This window comes from Amycolatopsis thailandensis (assembly GCF_002234405.1).
GTDB classification, from domain to species: Bacteria; Actinomycetota; Actinomycetes; order Mycobacteriales; family Pseudonocardiaceae; genus Amycolatopsis; species Amycolatopsis thailandensis.
In genome coordinates this window covers 1-16,612 of the sequence record NZ_NMQT01000090.1, presented here as the reverse complement: position 1 = coordinate 16,612, position 16,612 = coordinate 1, and the positions used below count along the sequence as shown (strand labels likewise).

17 protein-coding genes and 1 pseudogene are annotated in these 16,612 nt (G+C 68.5%); 2 read left to right on the top strand and 16 right to left on the bottom strand.

What is annotated here, in order from left to right; genetic code table 11:
- The 14 genes and pseudogenes from CFP71_RS24375 to CFP71_RS24310 all read right to left on the bottom strand — a co-directional run.
- Positions 1-571, bottom strand: a pseudogene (locus CFP71_RS24375) (hypothetical protein); the annotation flags it as partial.
- Positions 572-640: 69 nt separating this feature from the next.
- Positions 641-1,585, bottom strand: coding sequence for a PrsW family intramembrane metalloprotease (locus CFP71_RS24370; protein WP_244199809.1), 945 nt, complete (start codon positions 1,583-1,585; stop codon positions 641-643).
- Positions 1,582-2,172, bottom strand: a complete 591-nt coding sequence (locus CFP71_RS24365) for an STAS domain-containing protein (protein ID WP_093936263.1) — start codon at positions 2,170-2,172, stop codon at positions 1,582-1,584. The genes CFP71_RS24370 and CFP71_RS24365 overlap by 4 nt, the downstream gene beginning before the upstream one ends.
- 13 nt (positions 2,173-2,185) lie before the next feature.
- Positions 2,186-2,635 (bottom strand): DUF1931 family protein, encoded by a 450-nt coding sequence (locus CFP71_RS24360; protein WP_093936262.1) that lies wholly within the window; start codon positions 2,633-2,635, stop codon positions 2,186-2,188.
- Positions 2,635-4,326, bottom strand: a complete 1,692-nt coding sequence (locus CFP71_RS24355; RefSeq protein ID WP_093936261.1) for an FAD-dependent oxidoreductase — start codon at positions 4,324-4,326, stop codon at positions 2,635-2,637. Before CFP71_RS24355 ends, CFP71_RS24360 begins: the two co-directional genes overlap by 1 nt.
- Positions 4,323-4,586 carry a UBP-type zinc finger domain-containing protein gene (locus tag CFP71_RS24350; protein ID WP_093936260.1) on the bottom strand — a complete coding sequence of 88 codons (264 nt, stop codon included), beginning with the start codon at positions 4,584-4,586 and terminating at the stop codon, positions 4,323-4,325. Before CFP71_RS24350 ends, CFP71_RS24355 begins: the two co-directional genes overlap by 4 nt.
- A gap of 6 nt (positions 4,587-4,592) precedes the next feature.
- Positions 4,593-5,060 (bottom strand): thioredoxin, encoded by a 468-nt coding sequence (gene trxA / locus CFP71_RS24345; RefSeq protein ID WP_093936259.1) that lies wholly within the window; start codon positions 5,058-5,060, stop codon positions 4,593-4,595.
- Positions 5,057-7,687, bottom strand: a complete 2,631-nt coding sequence (gene clpB / locus CFP71_RS24340) for an ATP-dependent chaperone ClpB (RefSeq protein WP_093936258.1) — start codon at positions 7,685-7,687, stop codon at positions 5,057-5,059. Before clpB ends, trxA begins: the two co-directional genes overlap by 4 nt.
- Positions 7,678-7,974 carry a chaperone modulator CbpM gene (locus CFP71_RS24335; protein WP_093936257.1) on the bottom strand — a complete coding sequence of 99 codons (297 nt, stop codon included), beginning with the start codon at positions 7,972-7,974 and terminating at the stop codon, positions 7,678-7,680. The genes clpB and CFP71_RS24335 overlap by 10 nt, the downstream gene beginning before the upstream one ends.
- Positions 7,974-8,894: a DnaJ C-terminal domain-containing protein gene (locus CFP71_RS24330; protein WP_093936256.1), complete on the bottom strand. Its 921-nt coding sequence runs from the start codon at positions 8,892-8,894 to the stop codon at positions 7,974-7,976. Before CFP71_RS24330 ends, CFP71_RS24335 begins: the two co-directional genes overlap by 1 nt.
- A gap of 6 nt (positions 8,895-8,900) precedes the next feature.
- Complete coding sequence (locus CFP71_RS24325; protein ID WP_093936255.1) at positions 8,901-9,428, bottom strand: nucleotide exchange factor GrpE; 528 nt, start codon at positions 9,426-9,428, stop codon at positions 8,901-8,903.
- A 9-nt stretch (positions 9,429-9,437) separates the two neighbouring features.
- Positions 9,438-11,306: a molecular chaperone DnaK gene (dnaK, locus tag CFP71_RS24320; protein ID WP_093936254.1), complete on the bottom strand. Its 1,869-nt coding sequence runs from the start codon at positions 11,304-11,306 to the stop codon at positions 9,438-9,440.
- The gene (locus CFP71_RS24315; protein ID WP_093936253.1) at positions 11,306-11,824 is read right to left on the bottom strand and encodes a YflT domain-containing protein; all 519 of its coding nucleotides are present in this window, start codon (positions 11,822-11,824) and stop codon (positions 11,306-11,308) included. The genes dnaK and CFP71_RS24315 overlap by 1 nt, the downstream gene beginning before the upstream one ends.
- Before the next feature lie 10 nt (positions 11,825-11,834).
- The gene (locus CFP71_RS24310; protein ID WP_093936252.1) at positions 11,835-12,299 is read right to left on the bottom strand and encodes an Hsp20/alpha crystallin family protein; all 465 of its coding nucleotides are present in this window, start codon (positions 12,297-12,299) and stop codon (positions 11,835-11,837) included.
- 235 nt (positions 12,300-12,534) lie between these two features.
- Here CFP71_RS24310 and CFP71_RS24305 point away from each other — a divergent pair, with 235 nt between their 5' ends.
- The gene (locus CFP71_RS24305) at positions 12,535-14,223 is read left to right on the top strand and encodes a PucR family transcriptional regulator (RefSeq protein WP_167406255.1); all 1,689 of its coding nucleotides are present in this window, start codon (positions 12,535-12,537) and stop codon (positions 14,221-14,223) included.
- A 52-nt stretch (positions 14,224-14,275) separates the two neighbouring features.
- Here CFP71_RS24305 and CFP71_RS24300 read toward each other — a convergent pair whose 3' ends face one another.
- On the bottom strand, positions 14,276-14,578 hold the full coding sequence (locus tag CFP71_RS24300; RefSeq protein WP_093936251.1) for a putative quinol monooxygenase: 303 nt from the start codon (positions 14,576-14,578) through the stop codon (positions 14,276-14,278).
- Between the two features lie 266 nt (positions 14,579-14,844).
- Between CFP71_RS24300 and CFP71_RS24295 the strand changes: the two genes are divergently transcribed.
- On the top strand, positions 14,845-15,405 hold the full coding sequence (locus CFP71_RS24295; protein ID WP_093936250.1) for a hypothetical protein: 561 nt from the start codon (positions 14,845-14,847) through the stop codon (positions 15,403-15,405).
- Positions 15,406-15,858: 453 nt separating this feature from the next.
- Here the strand turns inward: CFP71_RS24295 and CFP71_RS45395 are convergent, their stop codons facing one another.
- Entirely contained in the window at positions 15,859-16,053 is a 195-nt protein-coding gene (locus tag CFP71_RS45395) for a hypothetical protein (RefSeq protein WP_208636028.1), read from the bottom strand.
- Positions 16,054-16,612: the final 559 nt, after the last annotated feature.

Below are 16,612 nucleotides of genomic sequence, written 5' to 3'. Positions count from 1 at the left end.
CCGGACGGTTGTCCCGGACCATCCCGGCCAGCAGCCGGAGCCGGCCACGAAGCCCGACCAGGGCGACGTGTGTCGCGGACGGCGTGCGGTCATCGGCCAGAAACTGCGTCGGGGCCAGCGCCTCTTGCAGCCGTGTCCCAGCGTCCTGCGCGCCGTGGTCCCCGGACCGCCGCGATACCAACTGCCGCACAACCCGAACCAGCAACGCCCGTACTCGGCGCCGCAGCAGGACGGCGCCGAGCGCGGGCAGCGAGATCATCGCGACACCGTGCTCGACGTCGACACCGGCGACGATGGGTTTCCTCCCCACACGCCGAGGCAGATCAGTGACCAGCACCAGCAAGTCCCAGCCCCGGCCCTTACGGTGCCGCTCCGACAGTGTGCGCATCGGGATGTCACCGTCTTCGTTCAACGGCAGCTGGTCGACCTCGTGCTCCACCCGCCATCGCGTCTGCCCACTCACCAAAGCGGCGAAGGTTTCCGGTAGCTCGTCGGCGATGGTGTTGATCACCTGCTCCGGCAGGCCTTCGTCGGTCAACACCCCGACGGCCACCTGGTGCGGCGCGTTCATGTGGTTTCACCTCTCTCCTCGGCACCCGGTTTCCCCGACGGGTGCCGGCCAAACCAGCCGGGCCGGGCGTCAGAGGGGCAGCGCGGGATGCCGGGAGGTCGCCACGCGATAGGCCCGTGCCGGTGGCGTGCCCCGCCGTTCCCGGCGTGCCCGCGCGACCAGCACCAGCAGCCATGCCACCCCGATCGCCGCGATCAGGCCCTGCCCCACCCAGGTCAGCGTCGTGTACAGCCCGACCTGTGCACCGGTCGGCGCCGCAGGCAGGCCACGGGCCAGCAGTTCGTACTGCCACGACTGACCGGTCAGCAGAAGCGTGGCGTAGAGGGAAATCACGGACATCGAGTCCCACAGCGCGTGCAGCAGCGAAACGCCCAGATAGGCCAGGGCGAGCCGGGCGGTGAGGACGAAGTGGGCCCGGGTGCTCCACGCGAACAGGAGCCCGCCGAGAACGGCGGTCCACAGCCCGTGCCCGACCGGGGCGAGTAGTCCGCGCAGCAGCTCGGTGGTCACCAAGTCCCTCAGGGACAGTCCCTGAGGGGTGAACAGCGCGGTCAGCGCATATCCAGCCGACTCCAGGGCGGCGAACCCGAACCCGACCGTCGCGCCGAGGATCAGCCCGTCGCGCATGGACTTCACGGCCAAGTGCCGGGTCAGCAAGGCGAGCGCGGCCAGTTTGACCGCTTCCTCGATGAGGCCGACGCCGACGTACAGCCACGCCGACGGGTACAGCAGATACGTCTCGAGCACCGATGCGCCGAGCACGCCGAGCACGCCGCCGACGATGAACGTGCGGAACACGAGTTCGGCGGTGATCTCGCCGGAGTCGCGGCGTTCGAACGCCCACGCCACGAAGGTCACCGGTACCAGGAAGCTGCCGAGCAGCACCAGGGTAGGGATGAGGTTGGGGTTTCCGGTCAGGTAGGTGACGAGCGCGGACAGGATCCACAGGACCAGGCCTGCTCCGAACATCCGGAGCCACATACGTCGCTTCGGGCGTTCGGCGATCACACTCACCTGCGCCTCCCCCACCGCTCGCCGCGGCCGTGGGCGGCCGTGTCGATGAAAGTCCGGTACCGCGCCGCGGATCCGGGCTCCGCGACGTCCTCGAGCCCGTGTGGGCAGCGCAGTGACGACCACAGCGCGGCACGCGGTCTCGGGTCGTCGATGATGGAGCGGTACCAGGAAAACACCTCGCTCAGCAGGGTGTCGTCCATCGCGTACAGCACAGGCGGCGCGAGCCCGGTCAGCTCGAACAGGCCGTTGAGCGTGGTCAGCCTGTCCTCTACCCGGTGCACGAGTTCGAGCAGGCCATCGTCCACCTGCCCGACCTGGGACAGGTCGACCACCAGGTGCCGCGTGCCGGCGTGGATCAGCCCGGCGAAGTGCGCGGCCAGCAGGCGGAGTGCCCGCGCGTCGATCGATCCGCCGACCGTGACGACGGTGTAGTGGTCGTCGCGCAAGGTCGAGGTGACGGTGAAGTTGCCAGCGATGCCGGCGGCGTCGAGTGGTGCGCCACGCGCCCGCCCGGTGAGGCGTTGCAGCTCGGCGAACGCGGCCACGTACGCCGGCTGATCGAGGTCGAGTGAAAGTCCGTTGACCATGCCTGACGCCCTTTCAGAGGAGCAGTTCGAATATCCGGAAGACCTGATCCCATTCGGCGGAGCCGGGGTTTTTCACGCGCGGGTCGATGATCTTGAACGCTTGGGCCAGCGCCACGCTGAGACCGCCGGCGATGGCCGGGAGCCGTGCTTCGGTGGCTTCGGAGATCCCGATCCCGAGCGGGGGACGCGCCAGGAGCTGCTCGAGCAACGGCGCGACTTCCAGATCCTCGTCCAGCTTGGCGAATTCGTGCATGCGCTCCTGCAGTCCCTTGGTGACCGGCAGATCGCTCGGCTCGATGACATCCCGCCCGTTGGCCTTGGCCGTGGCCTTGGCGACCACGAAAAGATCGTGGATCTCGCGGTCGAGGAATTCGTCGTACCGTTTCAGATCGCTCTTGTCGACGTTCAGGCTCGCGGCCATCCGGAAGAACCGTTCGAACCTCGCCGCACCCATGACCGGCATCAGGCCTCCTGTGAGAGATGTTCATGGACGAACCGGACGGCCATGGCGCCTTCCCCGACCGCCGAAGCCACCCGTTTGACCGAGCCGTGGCGTACGTCCCCCACCGCGAACACCCCGGGTCTGCTCGTCTCCAGCACCAGTGGTGCGCGATGCACCCCGCGCCACAGTCCGGCGTCCCGGAAACCGTCGGCGTCGGCCCCGGTGCGCACGAACCCGTCCTCGTCGAGGGCGACCATCCCCGAAAGCCAGGTGGTGTGCGGGGAAGCTCCGATGAAAACGAACAACGCGTGGGCGTCGAGGACGCGGCGCTCACCGGTGCGGTTGTCTTCGACGACCACCGATTCGAGGCCGTCGCCGCCGTCGAGCTCACGGACTTCGGTGTGGACGAGCACGGTGATCCGCGGATGCCGTTCCACCTGATCGATGAGGTAGCGGGACATGTTCGCGGCGAGATCGCCGCCGCGCACCAGCAGATGGACCTCCGGCGAACCTTCCGCGAGGAACACCGCCGCCTGGCCCGCCGAGTTGCCGCCGCCGACCACGGCCACCGGGGAAGCCAGGCATCGACGCGCTTCGTGCGCAGTCGCGGCGTAGTACACGCTGGTCGGTTCGAACGCCTCGATGCCGGGTACGACGAGCCTGCGGTAGCGGGCACCGGAGGCGATCACGACGGTCCGGGAAACGATCTCGATGCCGTAGTCGAATCCGACGGCGTAATGGCCGTCGCGTGCTTCGAGGGTGCGCGCCTCGGCGGGCACGGCGACCCGGACCCCGAACTTGACCGCCTGGATCACCGACCGCTCGGCCAGTTCCGCGCCGGAGATCCCCGGCGGGAAGCCGAGATAGTTCTCGATGCGGGACGTCGTCCCGGCCTGGCCGCCCGGAGCCAGTGCGTCGAACGCCGAGAGCAGCAACCCGTCGGACGCTCCGTAGACCACCGCGGCCAGACCTGCGGGCCCGGCACCGACCACGACCAGGTCCCGTACACCGGTTTCCGGTTCCGGCGGCCGCAGCCCGATTTTCCCGGCCAGCTCGGCAGTGCTCGGGTTCCGCAGCACTTCGATGCCGTTCGCCACAACCACCGGCGTGTCCGCGACGGCGACGCCGAAGCGCTGTAGGAGCGCCTCGGCCTGCTGGTCCTTGTCGACGTCGACCAGCCGGTACGGGAGCCGGTTGCGCGCCACGAAGTCCAGCAGCCGCCTGGTGTCCGGGGAGTAGCAGGAGCCGACGATCCGCAGTCCGTTCCCGGCTCCGATGAGGAGCGTCCGGCGCACGAGGTAGGCACGCAGGATCAGGTCGCCGAGCACCGGGTCGCCGAGCACCAGGCGCAGCACCGCGTGCACCGGGATGGCGAGCACCTCGCCTGGTTCGGCGGCCACGGCACCGACGAACGCGGGCTGCCCTTCGAGCAGTCCGAGCTCGCCCAGGAACCTGCGAGGTCCGTGCACGCGGACGACCTTCGCGTCGTCCCCGGTTCCTTCGGTGACGGCGACCTTGCCGCTCAAGATCACGAAGAACTCGGACGGCCGCCCGCCCTGCGCGTAAAACACCTCACCGGCTTGGACCGGACGGCGTTCCCCCGCTTCGCCGAGCGCGCGGATCTGCTCGTCCGTGAGCCGGGGGAACGCGCCGCAGGTGTCCGGGGTCTCGGTCAGCGGCGCGCCGCGGTCGATTCCCGTCGAGGCGGTCATACGAAGGTCTGATCGATGTAGCACCACCGCCAGGACTCCCCTGGCTCGAACGAGCGCACGATCGGATGCCCGATTGCGTGTGCGTGCAGGCCCGCGTGCTTCATCGGCGACGAGTCGCAGCAGCCGACGTGCCCGCAGGTCAAGCACAGCCGCAAGTGCAGCCATGGCGTGCCGGCGGCCAGGCACTCCTCACAACCCTGCGGGGTTCGCGGCACGACGTGCCGGACGAACCCGAGATGCCGGTCGACGAGGTCGGTCATCGCACGTCACCTTCCCTGATCGGCTTTGGCCCTGTGGATGTTCTCCGGCCGTGCCAGCGCCTGGTCGAGCCACTCGCGAAGCACGTTCACGGGCGCGGCGCCCGGTTGCCGCGCGACGACCTCGCCGCCGCGCAGCACCATGAGCGTCGGCACGGCCTTCACGTCGAACCTCTGGGCCAGCCCGGGTGCCTTGTCCACGTCGACCTTCACGAGCTTGACCTTTCCGGCCCGCTCCCGCGCCAGCTGGGCCAGCGCGGGGCTGACCTGTCGGCAGGGCCCGCACCAGGCGGCCCAGAGGTCGACCAGCACCGGCATCGTCGCCCGCTCCGCGACTTCCGCGAAGTCGGTCTCGCCTGCGTCGACGATCCAGGGCAGCGGCTCATGGCAGTGCCCGCACTTCGGTTTGCCCGCGGCGGCCGCCGGGACCCGGTTCTTGTGGCCGCAGTGTTCGCAGACGACCGTGTCGGTGCTCATGCCGCGGACCTCCCTTCGCTCCCGCTATAGGTGACGACGAGTTCGCCGTCCTCGGCGTCGACGGTGATCACCAGTCCCTCGGTCGGTTCACCGCGCAGAAGCGTGCGCCCGATCTTGGTTTCGACCTCGTGGGAGATGTACCGGCGCAGCGGCCGGGCGCCGTACACGGGATCGAACCCGTGCTGGGCGATGAGCTTCCGAGCATCCGCGGTGAGCTCGACCGAGATGCCCTGTTCGGCCAGCCGGAGTCGCAGTTCGTCGAATTGCAGGTCGACGATCCGCTCGATCTCGGACCGCCCGAGCGGGGTGAACAGCACGATGTCGTCGACGCGGTTGAGGAATTCCGGCCGGAAGTGGTGCCGCAGCTCGGCCAGCACGGCGTCCCGGGCGTCCGGCTTGATCTCACCGGTGGAGGTGACCCCGTCGAGCAGGTGCTGCGAGCCGATGTTGGAGGTCATGATGATCACCGTGTTGCGGAAGTCGACCGTCCGGCCCTGCGCGTCGGTGATCCGCCCGTCGTCGAGCACCTGGAGCAGCGTGTTGAACACATCCGGGTGCGCCTTCTCGATCTCGTCGAACAGCACGACCGAGTAAGGCTTGCGCCGCACGGCTTCGGTGAGCTGCCCGCCCTCGTCGTAGCCGACGTAACCCGGCGGAGCGCCCAGGAGCCTCGAGACGGTGTGCCGCTCCTGATACTCGCTCATGTCGAGCCGGACCATGTTCTCCTCGCTGTCGAACAAGGCCGCCGCCAGGGTCTTGGCCAGTTCGGTCTTCCCGACCCCGGTCGGGCCGAGAAAGATGAACGACCCGATCGGCTTGCGTGGATCGCGGATCCCCGACCGCGCCCGGATGATCGCGTCGGCGACCAGCCGGACGGCCTCATCTTGGCCGATCACCCGCCTCTGCAGGATCTCGTCGAGCCGCAGCAGCTTTTCCCGCTCACCTTCCTGCAGCCGGGAAACCGGGATCCCGGTCCACGAGGCGACGATCTCGGCGATCTCCTCCTCGGTGACGACCTCGTGCAGCAACCGCTTCCGGCCCTGCTTTCCCGCCAGTTGCTCTTCCTCCGCGGCGAGCCGGCGCTCGGCTTCGGTGATCTCGCCGTAGCGCAGCTCGGCCGCGCGGTTCAGGTCGTAGTTCCGTTCCGCTTCTTCGGCTTCGTGGCGCAGCCGTTCCAGTTCGGACCGCAGCTCCTGGACCCGCCGGATCCCCTGGCGCTCGGCTTCCCACTGCGCCTTCTTCGAGTCCGCTTCGGCACGAAGATCGGCGAGTTCCTTCTCGAGGTCCGCCAACCGCGCCTTGCTGGCCTGGTCGGATTCCTTGGACAGCGCGGCTTGCTCGATCTCCAGGCGGGTGACGCGCCGGGTGAGCTCGTCGAGTTCGGCCGGCATGGAGTCGATTTCCGTGCGCAGCCGCGCGCACGCCTCGTCGACCAGGTCGATCGCCTTGTCCGGCAGGAACCGGTCGGTGATGTAGCGGTGGGACAGGGTCGCGGCGGCGACCAGCGCGCCGTCCTGGATCTTGACCCCGTGGAACACCTCGAGCCGCTCCCGCAGTCCGCGCAGGATGGAGATGGTGTCCTCGACCGTGGGTTCGTCGACGACGATCGGCTGGAACCGGCGCTCCAGCGCGGCGTCCTTCTCGATGTGCTTGCGGTACTCGTCGAGTGTCGTCGCCCCGATCATGTGGAGCTCGCCGCGCGCCAGCATCGGCTTGAGCATGTTCCCGGCGTCCATCGCGCCCTCGGTGGCGCCTGCCCCGACGACCGTGTGCAGCTCGTCGACGAACAGCAGGATGCGTCCCTCTTCGGCTTTGACTTCGGCCAGCACGGCCTTGAGCCGTTCCTCGAACTCGCCGCGGTACTTCGCCCCGGCGACGAGCGCGCCCATGTCGAGCGAGAAGATCGTCTTGTCCCGCAAGCCTTCCGGCACGTCGCCACGAACGATCCGCTGGGCGAGGCCCTCGACGATCGCGGTCTTGCCGACCCCCGGGTCGCCGATCAGCACGGGGTTGTTCTTCGTCTTCCGTGACAGGATCTGGATCACCCTCCGGATCTCGGCGTCGCGGCCGATCACCGGGTCGAGCTTGCCCGACCGCGCGTCGGCGACCAGGTCGCGGCCGTACTTCTCCAGCGCTTCGTACGCGCCCTCGGGGGTCGCCGAGGTGACCCGCTGGTTGCCGCGGATCTTGGTGAGCGCGGTCAAGAACGACTCGCGTGTCACGCCGTACCGGGTCACCAGCCGCCCCGCGGCGGACTTCTCGCCCTCGTCGGCGAGGGCCAGCACGAGGTGTTCGACGGAGACGTATTCGTCCTTGAGCCGCTTGGCTTCCCGTTCGGCGGCGTCCAGCAGGCCGGCGAGGCGCCGGGTGAGATAGACCTGCCCGGGAGTGGCGCCGGGGCCGGTCACTTTCGGCAGCCGTGCGATCTCCGCTTCGACGGCTTCGCGGAGACCGTCGACGTCCGCACCCGCCTGTTCGAGCAGCCGGGGCGCCAGGCCGTCGGACTGGTCGAGCAGGGCGAGCAGCAGGTGCTCGCCGTCGGTCTCGGTGTGGCCGTGGCGCTGTGCCAGGCTCTGGGCCTGCTGCAGCGCTTCCTGCGATTTCTGGGTCAGCTTGCTCATGTCCATCGCCGGTGGCTCCTGACTTGGGCTTCGAGGACGTCGATGCGGTCCAGCAGGTCGAGCACGAGCCCGATGGCCGCGTAGTTGAGGCAAAGGCCCGCGCGGAGGCGCTGGACGCGCGAGAGAGTGTCGACGGCGGACGGTGCGAACCACAGCCGCCCGCTCGCGTCGGCGGTGCCGTCCACCAGGCTCAGCGCGACGAACCGGCGGATCAGCTCCGGATGCAGCCCGCTTCGCGCGGCCACCGTGTCGAGGCTGAGCCGGACGGGACGGGCGAGCAGGTACTCGGCCATCAGGTCCTCCTCGGGTCGAAATCGGACACCGCGGCGAGCTCCTCGAAGAGCTCGCGCTCCCGTTTGCCGAGCTTCTTCGGCACCATCACGCGTACCTCGGCGTAAAGATCTCCCGGCTCGCCTTTGGGGTTGGGCATGCCTTCGCCGCGCAGCCGCAGCCGCCGTCCGGTCGACGAGCCGGGCACGACCCGCACCTTCACCTCACCGCCGGGAGTCAGCACGGGAACCGTCGCGCCGAGCGCCGCCTCCCAAGGCGACACCGGCAGTTCGACCGTGATGTCGCGCCCGGACAGGCGGTAGCGACGATCCGGTTTGATCCGCACCACGAGGTAGAGGTCGCCGGGCGCGGCGTTCCCGGACGCCCTGCCGCCCTGACCCGCGAGCCGGATGCGCTGCCCGTCGAGCACACCGGCCGGGATGTCGACGTCGTAGCCGGGCCCGCCCGCGATGCTCAAATGCCTTCGCCCGCCCCGGTAAGCCTCCTCGACCGTCAGTTCGAGCTCGGCCTCCTGGTCGGCTCCGGCGATCGGCCCGCCGGAGCCCCGGTCACGGAAGAACCCGCCCAGCAGATCCTCGATGTCGACGCCTTCGAAACCCTCGAACCCGCCGCCGAATCCCGGCCCCGCCTGGGCGTAGCGGACACGGCCGCCACCCCGTCCACCGGCGCCGGCGTACACCCGCTCGTCGAAGTCGTCGGGCACGCGGCGGAAGTCCGCGCCGAACCGGTCGTACTTCTTGCGCTGCTCCGGGTCGGACAGCACCTGGTAGGCCTCGCTGATCTCCTTGAAGCGCTCTTCCGCGGCCGGGTCCGAGTTCACGTCGGGGTGATGCTGCCGCGCCAGTTTCCGATACGCACGCTGGATTTCGTCGGCGCTCGCGGTTTTGGCGACACCAAGGGCCCCGTAGAAGTCGTCTGCCACCGGCCATCACCCCTGGGACTTGGACACCGTCACGGCCGTCGGCCGCAACTGGTGCCGGTCGGTCCCGTAGCCGGGGCGCACCACCCCGGTCACGGTGTTCGGTTCGGTGGCCGGGTCCTCGACGACGGCGACGACCTCGTGCCGGTTCGGGTCGAACCGGACGCCGGTTTCCTCGTCGCGCGGATACCCGAGCCCCGCGAGCAGCCGGACGGCTTGATCCCGGATCGCGTGGACGCCCTGCACGATGGCCGACGGATCCGACTCCGCGTGCGCGAGCGCCAGTTCGAGGTTGTCCAGCACCGGAAGCCAGGCAGCCGCGACCCGCGCCCGCTCGGCTTCGGTCTCCCGCCGCAGATCCGCGGCATGACGCTTGCGCAGGTTCTCGAGATCGGCCGCGGCGCGCCGCCACCGATCCTCGACCTCGGCGATCTTCTCGTCCGTCCCGGCCTCCGGTGCCTGCACCTCCTGTGGGCCGGACACCGTGCCGGACTCGGCGGGGTTCTCCTGCTCCTCCGCCCTTCCTGTGGTGGCCATCGATCCGCCTCACGCCCGGTCGAAATCCGCGTCGATCACGTCGTCCTCGTCGGCCGCCTGCTGTGAGCCGCCGTCGCCGTCGCCACCGCCGCTCGCCCGGGGCGCGCTGAGCCCGGCCAGCACCTGCTGCAGTTCCGAGGTCAGCGACCGCACCCGGTCCAGGGGTGCGGCGTCCTTCACGGCCTCACGAGCCTCTTGGACGAGCATCTCCGCCCGTGCCTTCTCATGCAGCGGTGTGGTCTCCGTGATGGCGCGTTCTACCTGGTAGGCGGCCGAGTCGAGCAGGTTGCGCGCGTCGATCTCCTCGCGCAGCCGCTGGTCCTCGGACCGGTTGCGTTCGGCCTCGGCGACCATGCGGTCGACCTCCGCCTGGTCGAGGTTCGAGCTCTCGCTGATCGTGATGCCCTGCTGCGCGCCGGTGTCCTTGTCCTTCGCGGTGACATCCAGGATGCCGTTGGCGTCGACGTCGAAGGTGACCTCGATCTGGGGCTCGCCCCGCGGCGCCGGCCGGATGTCGGTGAGCTGGAAGCGGCCGAGCACCCGGTTGTCGGCGGCCCGTTCCCGTTCGCCCTGGAGCACCACGACGTCGACAGCGGGCTGGTCGTCCTCCGCGGTGGAGAACACCTCGGTCCGCCGCGCCGGGATCGTCGTGTTGCGCTCGACTATCTTCGTCATCACGCCACCGCGGGTTTCGACGCCGAGGGACAGCGGGGTGACGTCGAGCAGCAGGACGTCCTTGACCTCGCCCTTGAGCACACCCGCCTGCACTGCCGCGCCGAGCGCGACGACCTCGTCCGGGTTGACGCTCATGTTGGGGTCCTTGCCCCCGGTCAGCCTGCGGACCAGGCTCTGCACGGCCGGGATCCGGGTCGACCCGCCGACCAGGATGACCTCGTCGATGTCGTTCGCGGTCACTTTCGCGTCGGCCATCGCCTGCTTGACCGGGCCGAGGCACCGCTCGACGAGGTCCGCGGTGATCTGCTCGAACACCGAACGCATCAAGGTGGTCGTGAGGTGCTTCGGGCCGTCCTTGTCCGCGGTGATGAACGGCAGGCTCACGCTGGTCTGGCTGACCGAGCTCAGCTCGACCTTCGCCTTCTCCGCGGCTTCGAAGAGCCGTTGCAGCGCCTGCGGATCCGAACGCAGGTCGATGCCGTTGTCCTGCTGGAACCCCTCGGCGAGGTGGTCCACGATCCGGCGGTCGAAGTCGTCACCGCCGAGGTGCGTGTCCCCGGCGGTCGACCGGACCTCGACCACGCCGTCACCGACATCGAGCAGACTCACGTCGAAGGTGCCGCCGCCAAGGTCGAACACCAGGACCGTCTCGTGGCCCTTCGAGTCGAGCCCGTAGGCGAGCGCGGCCGCGGTGGGCTCGTTGATGATGCGCAGGACCTCGAGGCCGGCGATCTTGCCCGCGTCCTTGGTGGCCTGCCGCTGGGCGTCGTTGAAGTACGCCGGCACCGTGATGACGGCCTCGGTCACCCGTTCGCCGAGGAACTTGCCCGCGTCGTCGGCGAGCTTGCGCAGGACCTGCGCGCTGATCTCCTCCGGCGAGTGGAGTTTGCCGCGAATCTCGAACCGGACGACGCCGCCCGGCCCCTCGACGACGTCGAACCCGACCGCCTTGGCCTCGTCACCGACTTCGTCGTACTTCCGGCCGATGAACCTCTTCGCCGAGTAGATCGTGCCCTTGGGGTTGAGGATCGCCTGCCTACGGGCGAGCTGGCCGACCAGCCGCTCCCCGCTTTCGGTGAACGCGACCACCGACGGGGTGGTCCGTGCGCCTTCGGAATTGGCGACGACCGTGGGCTCGCCGCCCTCCCAGACGGCGATCACCGAATTGGTCGTCCCCAGGTCGATACCGACCGCCTTGGCCATCACACATCTCCCGTCATCTTCGCGAGCAGGTTCTTGGCGTCGCCGGCCACTTCTTCGTCGGCGACGACCTCGTAGCGGGTGGGCGTCATCGCCCGGACCGAGGCGAAGTCGCGGCGGCCGCCCTGAAGCGCGTGCGTGACGAGACCGAAGACCGCGCCGATCACCGCGCCGAACACCAGGCCGTAAACGGCCAGCGTGAAGGCCGCCAGCAAGGGCGTGAACCAGTTGAAGACGCCGAACAGCCAGCCGATCAGAAGGCCGGTGAGGGCGCCCGAACCGGCTCCGCGCAGCGCGGCGCCGCCGTAGTTCAGGCGTCCGACCACCTGCTCGACCAGCTTGACGTCCGAGCCGATGATGGCGACCCGCTCGACCGGGAAGCCGTTGTCCGACAGGTAGTCGACGGCACGTTCGGCCTCGCTGTAGTTTTCGTAGGACGCGATCGGACGGCGCTGATCCGAAGTGCCGGGATCCGTCGAGTGACGCGGTGATGGCGCCCTGGCGCCAGGCTGCGTGGTCATCGTCCGGCTCCTAGACGTTGGCGGGTTCTTCTCGGGAAGCCCTTTCGGCGATCCGGGGCTTTTCTTCCGTTTCGGGACCAGCGCTGATTTCGACCTTGCGGGGCTTGCTGGCTTCGGCGACCGGGATACCGAGCATGAGCACACCGCGGTCGAACTCCGCGGACAGCCGCGTGCTGTCCAGGTTGTCGCCGAGGAAGAACTGTCGGCTGAACTCGCCCTGTGGCCGTTCGTCGACCAGCAGTTCGTCATCCTCACGGCGGAGCGGGGCGCGGTGTGCGTGCACGGTCACCACATTTCGTTCCACAGTCACGTCGACATCGCCGGAGTCCACTCCCGGCAGATCCAGAGCGACGACGAACCGGTCGTCGCGGCGAAAGGCCTCCATCGGCATCGCCCGCGGGCCGCGTGCGCCGGCCAAGGCCTGCTCGGTCAACCGTTCGAGATCGCGGAACGGGTCGAAACGCATCAGTGTCATGACTCTCCTCATTCCTCGTCCGGGTGCTCGTCGCGAAGAGACCGACCGCGCCGGAAGGGACTCAAGACCAGCGGACCCGGAACTGTCGCGGTGATCTCCCGACATGACACCCACAGTGGCAAGGACAGTGGTGCCGACGCGTGCGCCTGGCAGGTCGAATTTCGCGCCCGCGATCGACCCGGCAGAACAGGATCAACCGTTGTAGCGTTGTAGTCAGCCGACGGTCGGAGGTCCGATGGCACCCGCGGAGGCGGGCGACGGAGCCCACGAATTTCCACAAAGGACGGATGACTGGTGGCGTGGCCAGCAGTCGACTCTGAGTGGGCTGTTCGCGGTCTCGACGATGATGATCGACGGCCGGGAAGCCGACGCCATCATGCGGCTGGCCGCAGCCTCCGTCTCGTCGTTGAGCAGTTGCGGTGCCAAGGCGGTGTATCTGTTCACCGCCGGTGCACTGCGCCGTCGTGACGAAACAGAGCGGGACGCGGAGCTCGACCGGCAGGTCGGGTTCCTCGACGGTGTCAGCGGCCCGCTCGTCCTGCCCGACGGCGGCTGGTGCTGGGGTTTCGCGCTGCGGGGGCCGGACGGTCTGCTGGGCTACCTGGTGGTACACGCGGCGGTCGAGCCGTCCAGGGACGAGTTCTTCCTGCTCGAGGCGCTCGGCCAGCAGACGGCGGGTGCGTTGGTGAACGCCTCACTTCACCGGCGGGAGCGCGAGCACGCGCTCGAACTGCAGGAGCTCAACGGCAGGCTGTCCGCCTCGGTCGCCCGGCTCGAGCAGCAGACACACGTGCACGAGGTGCTCGGCGACATCTCCGTGTCGCGTGCGGGCGAGCCCGGCATCGCCCACGCGGTGCACCGGTTGACGTCCTTACCGGTCGCGATCGAGGACCGGTTCGGCAACCTGCGGGCCTGGGCAGGTCCCGGCCGACCCGACCCGTACCCGAAGCCCCGGGCCCGCAGGCGCGAGGAACTGCTCAGGCGCGCCGCGGCGATTCCTCATCCGGTCCGGGAGAAGGATCGGGTGCTCTCGCTGGTCAAACCGCGGCACGAGGTGCTCGCCGTGGTGGCTCTCGTGGACCCGCGCAACACCGTGGGCACCCACGAGATGTTCACCCTCGAATACGCGACGACGGTGCTGGCCTTGGAGCTGTCCCACCTGCGTAATCTCGCCGAAGTCGAGTTGCGTCTGCACCGCGACCTGGCCGACGACCTGATCACCGGCACCGACGACGAGAGTGCCTACGCCCGCGCCGACGCACTCGGGCACGACCTGCGTGGTGCGCATTGCGTGATCGTCGTCCGCTGGGATGGAGTGCAGACCGATGACGCCGTCGCCGAGGCCGTGGGCCGAGCGGCCGCATCGCTCCAGCTGAGCTCGATCATCTCGCGGCACTCGGGTCTGGTGGTGCTCCTCGTCAGCGGGTGCCCGGAAGCGGACGTGCTGTACCGCCTGCTTTCGGAGAACCTCGGTGGCGCGGGCGCGGCCGGGATCGGTGGCCGCTGCGACCGCCCCGGCGACTTTCCGAGGTCCTATTCGGAAGCGATACGGGCGTTGGACATCCGCCGGAAATCGAGGTCGCCCGGTGGTGCGACGACCTTCGACCAGCTGGGCCTCTATCGCATTCTGGACAACGGGGAAAATCACGACGAAATCGTGGCGTACGTGCGGGAATGGCTGGGCAGGCTGCTCGACTACGACGAGCACAAGAACACGGATCTGGTGCAGACGCTGTCGCAGTACCTCGAATGCGGCGGACATTACGATGAGACCGCTGCCATGCTGGTGATCCACCGCAGCACCCTGCGCTACCGGCTGGGCCGGATCCGGGAGATCACGAACCTGGACCTGAATGACGTCGACAGCAGGTTCAACCTGCACGTGGCCACCAGAGCCTGGAAGGTGCTGGGAGGCTCGATGTGAACGGCGAGTGAGCAGCCCCTCGCCCCGGTTTCCAGCGCCCGTTCTCGAGACTTCAAGTCAGCTTCGACGCCAGCACATCGAGCTGCGCGATGTCGGGTGCCTTCGCGAACAGCTCGTCGGCCCTCTCTCCGAGCGCTTGACCGACCTTGCCCTGCAAATGGGCCGTGCGGCCGGCGTCGTCCGGAAAGAAGTCCACGATCGCGTAAGTCGTCGGTCCGAGCTTGACTGCGAACCAGGGGTAGGTGGCCGGCTCGTCCTCGACCAGCGAGCGACCGGCGTTGAGGAACTCCTCGACGTCGGCCTCCTTGCCCGGCCGCGCCTCCAGCGTCACCAGCAGTCCCACCGTGACTGACATGCCTGCCTCCTGCGGTTCGTTCGATCTCTGCGGAGGTCAGCATCGGGCAGTGTGGGCGGGCGGCGCATCAGTCCGCCAGGCCCGATATCGAGCGTAGTTGTCGACCCGTCAGGCCAGTCCTCAGCTGGCGGCTGTCTCCCGGCGGTCCCCACGATCACCCAGCTCATCCACACTTTCGGACCCGGCAGTGTAAGCATCCGCTGACCATCCGGGGTACAGGTCGCGAACCCCCACTGCTGGAGCCATCTTCGGCTACGCTGCCGTTCGTGCCCGAACAGACATGGCCGGCCGATCCTGAGACGCCCGTCATCGAATACCGGACCGGCCGGTGGGCGTTCATCGGCGGGCTGGCCCTGTTCGTCGTCTTCGGGTTGGCCGCCGTCTTCCCGGACGTCGGGCATCCGTCAGCTTCATCGAGAGCGAAGAACATGCCTCCGGCCGCGGCGTCATTTCTCTTCGGCGCGCTCGCGCTGAGCGGCCTGATGGTCATGATCGGCTCCGTCCCCCGCATGCACCGCTTCGCCGTCGATCAACGGGGACTATGGTGGCGAGCCGGTCGCAAAGCCGATCTGATCGCATGGGAAGAGCTGCGCGCCGTACGCGGACGGGAACCGCGCCCGCCGGTCAAAGGCGCCCCGAACTCGAAACCCGTGCTGCCGGCCCTGGTGTTCACCCCCACGGACGGTCGTTTCGCGACCCGCCACAGCGTGCTGGTGAAGCCCCTGCCGGACGCCCACCCGGAAGTGGAGCTGAGACTGCCGAACTTCGCCACGGTCCGGCAGCTGACCCAGGAAATCACCAGAGTCCGGCCGGACCTGCTCCACTGACGCCAGGTAGGCAGCACGGCCGCGATGTCGACGACCAGTCGGTTGCACCCTGGCAGCAGGGCAATACTGGTTCGGGTTGGTCGTCTGCCTTCGCCGACGTCGCGAAAGCCCTCGGCCAGCGTGTGAGCGAGCGACCGAACACGCCACGTTTGCCTTGCTTCTCAATACATGCGGGAAGATCGACCGTCACCTGTGACAGTCCGAAGAAGACACGTTGTCGTCTCTGCGATCAGCCACTTTTCCTGTTTGGACAGTACCGATCGACCACACCGTCTACCCTTTCCGATCATCAAGTCGGTGCCGATGTTCCCCGATCCGATGACGGCGACTTTCGCTTTGCTCACCCCGGTTCTCCTTCGGTCGCGAAGCCGACCAGCACCGAACCGAGGCCGGAGATCTCGCCGTGGAAGACGTCGCCCGGCGCGACGGGGACCATCGGTCCGAGCGCGCCGGTCAGCACGACATCCCCCGCCCGCAACGGATCCCCCGACCGGCCAAAGTGGACGCCAGCCACAGCGCGGCGGCGAGCGGGCTGCCGAGGCAGTCGGCACCGCTGCCCTCCGAGACCACTGTGCCGTGGCAGGACAACTTCATCCGCACCGTCCGCAGGTCCACGCGGTCGAGCGGCACCCGGGTGCCACCCAGCACGAATGGAGCGGTCGATACCGAGACAAGCCTATGGATGTGGTGCTACACGGCTGTCAGCAGACCGGCCCAGCAGGACAACGATCGATCACTGGACGATCGTCAAAATCGACATTAAATTGCCCCCAGAGCCCCAAACACGAAGAAGCCCAGGCCACCTGGCACGGGCTTAAGCTCCCCCGCCTGGACTCGAACCAAGAACCCTCCGGTTGACTGGAGCCAGTCGGCACCTGGTCACCGCCCGACGCCAGGCCGTTCGAAGCCAAAGCGGACCACGCGCACACCCGACGCCCCGAACAGATCGAACTCTCCAAACACCAACGCGGCGCCGAGCTCGTGACTCTCATCGGGTAAGCGACGCTCTACTCAAGTTCACCGCCTGACGTGACCGCGTCGGTTCCAGGGTGCGCAGTCCGAGGGTAAAACCGTGGACGTCACTGGCCTTCTGCTTGAGAACACGGATCACGCCGAACCGACCTGCGACCGCACCCAGCTTGTCCAGCTGTGGAAGCAAAGAACTGCGGACCTGCTGAAGTCCCCCGTTACCGGGAACCTACAAAAC

Excerpts from the sequence above, each read along its gene's own strand:
- CFP71_RS24365 (WP_093936263.1), bottom strand. The coding sequence starts at position 2,172 with ATGGTCAACGGACTTTCACTCGACCTCGATCAGCCGGCGTACGTGGCC.
- CFP71_RS24360 (WP_093936262.1), bottom strand. The coding sequence starts at position 2,635 with ATGCCGGTCATGGGTGCGGCGAGGTTCGAACGGTTCTTCCGGATGGCC.
- CFP71_RS24355 (WP_093936261.1), bottom strand. The coding sequence starts at position 4,326 with ATGACCGCCTCGACGGGAATCGACCGCGGCGCGCCGCTGACCGAGACC.
- CFP71_RS24350 (WP_093936260.1), bottom strand. The coding sequence starts at position 4,586 with ATGACCGACCTCGTCGACCGGCATCTCGGGTTCGTCCGGCACGTCGTG.
- trxA (WP_093936259.1), bottom strand. The coding sequence starts at position 5,060 with ATGAGCACCGACACGGTCGTCTGCGAACACTGCGGCCACAAGAACCGG.
- clpB (WP_093936258.1), bottom strand. The coding sequence starts at position 7,687 with ATGGACATGAGCAAGCTGACCCAGAAATCGCAGGAAGCGCTGCAGCAG.
- CFP71_RS24335 (WP_093936257.1), bottom strand. The coding sequence starts at position 7,974 with ATGGCCGAGTACCTGCTCGCCCGTCCCGTCCGGCTCAGCCTCGACACG.
- CFP71_RS24325 (WP_093936255.1), bottom strand. The coding sequence starts at position 9,428 with ATGGCCACCACAGGAAGGGCGGAGGAGCAGGAGAACCCCGCCGAGTCC.
- dnaK (WP_093936254.1), bottom strand. The coding sequence starts at position 11,306 with ATGGCCAAGGCGGTCGGTATCGACCTGGGGACGACCAATTCGGTGATC.
- CFP71_RS24315 (WP_093936253.1), bottom strand. The coding sequence starts at position 11,824 with ATGACCACGCAGCCTGGCGCCAGGGCGCCATCACCGCGTCACTCGACG.
- CFP71_RS24310 (WP_093936252.1), bottom strand. The coding sequence starts at position 12,299 with ATGACACTGATGCGTTTCGACCCGTTCCGCGATCTCGAACGGTTGACC.
- CFP71_RS24305 (WP_167406255.1), top strand. The coding sequence starts at position 12,535 with ATGGCACCCGCGGAGGCGGGCGACGGAGCCCACGAATTTCCACAAAGG.
- CFP71_RS24300 (WP_093936251.1), bottom strand. The coding sequence starts at position 14,578 with ATGTCAGTCACGGTGGGACTGCTGGTGACGCTGGAGGCGCGGCCGGGC.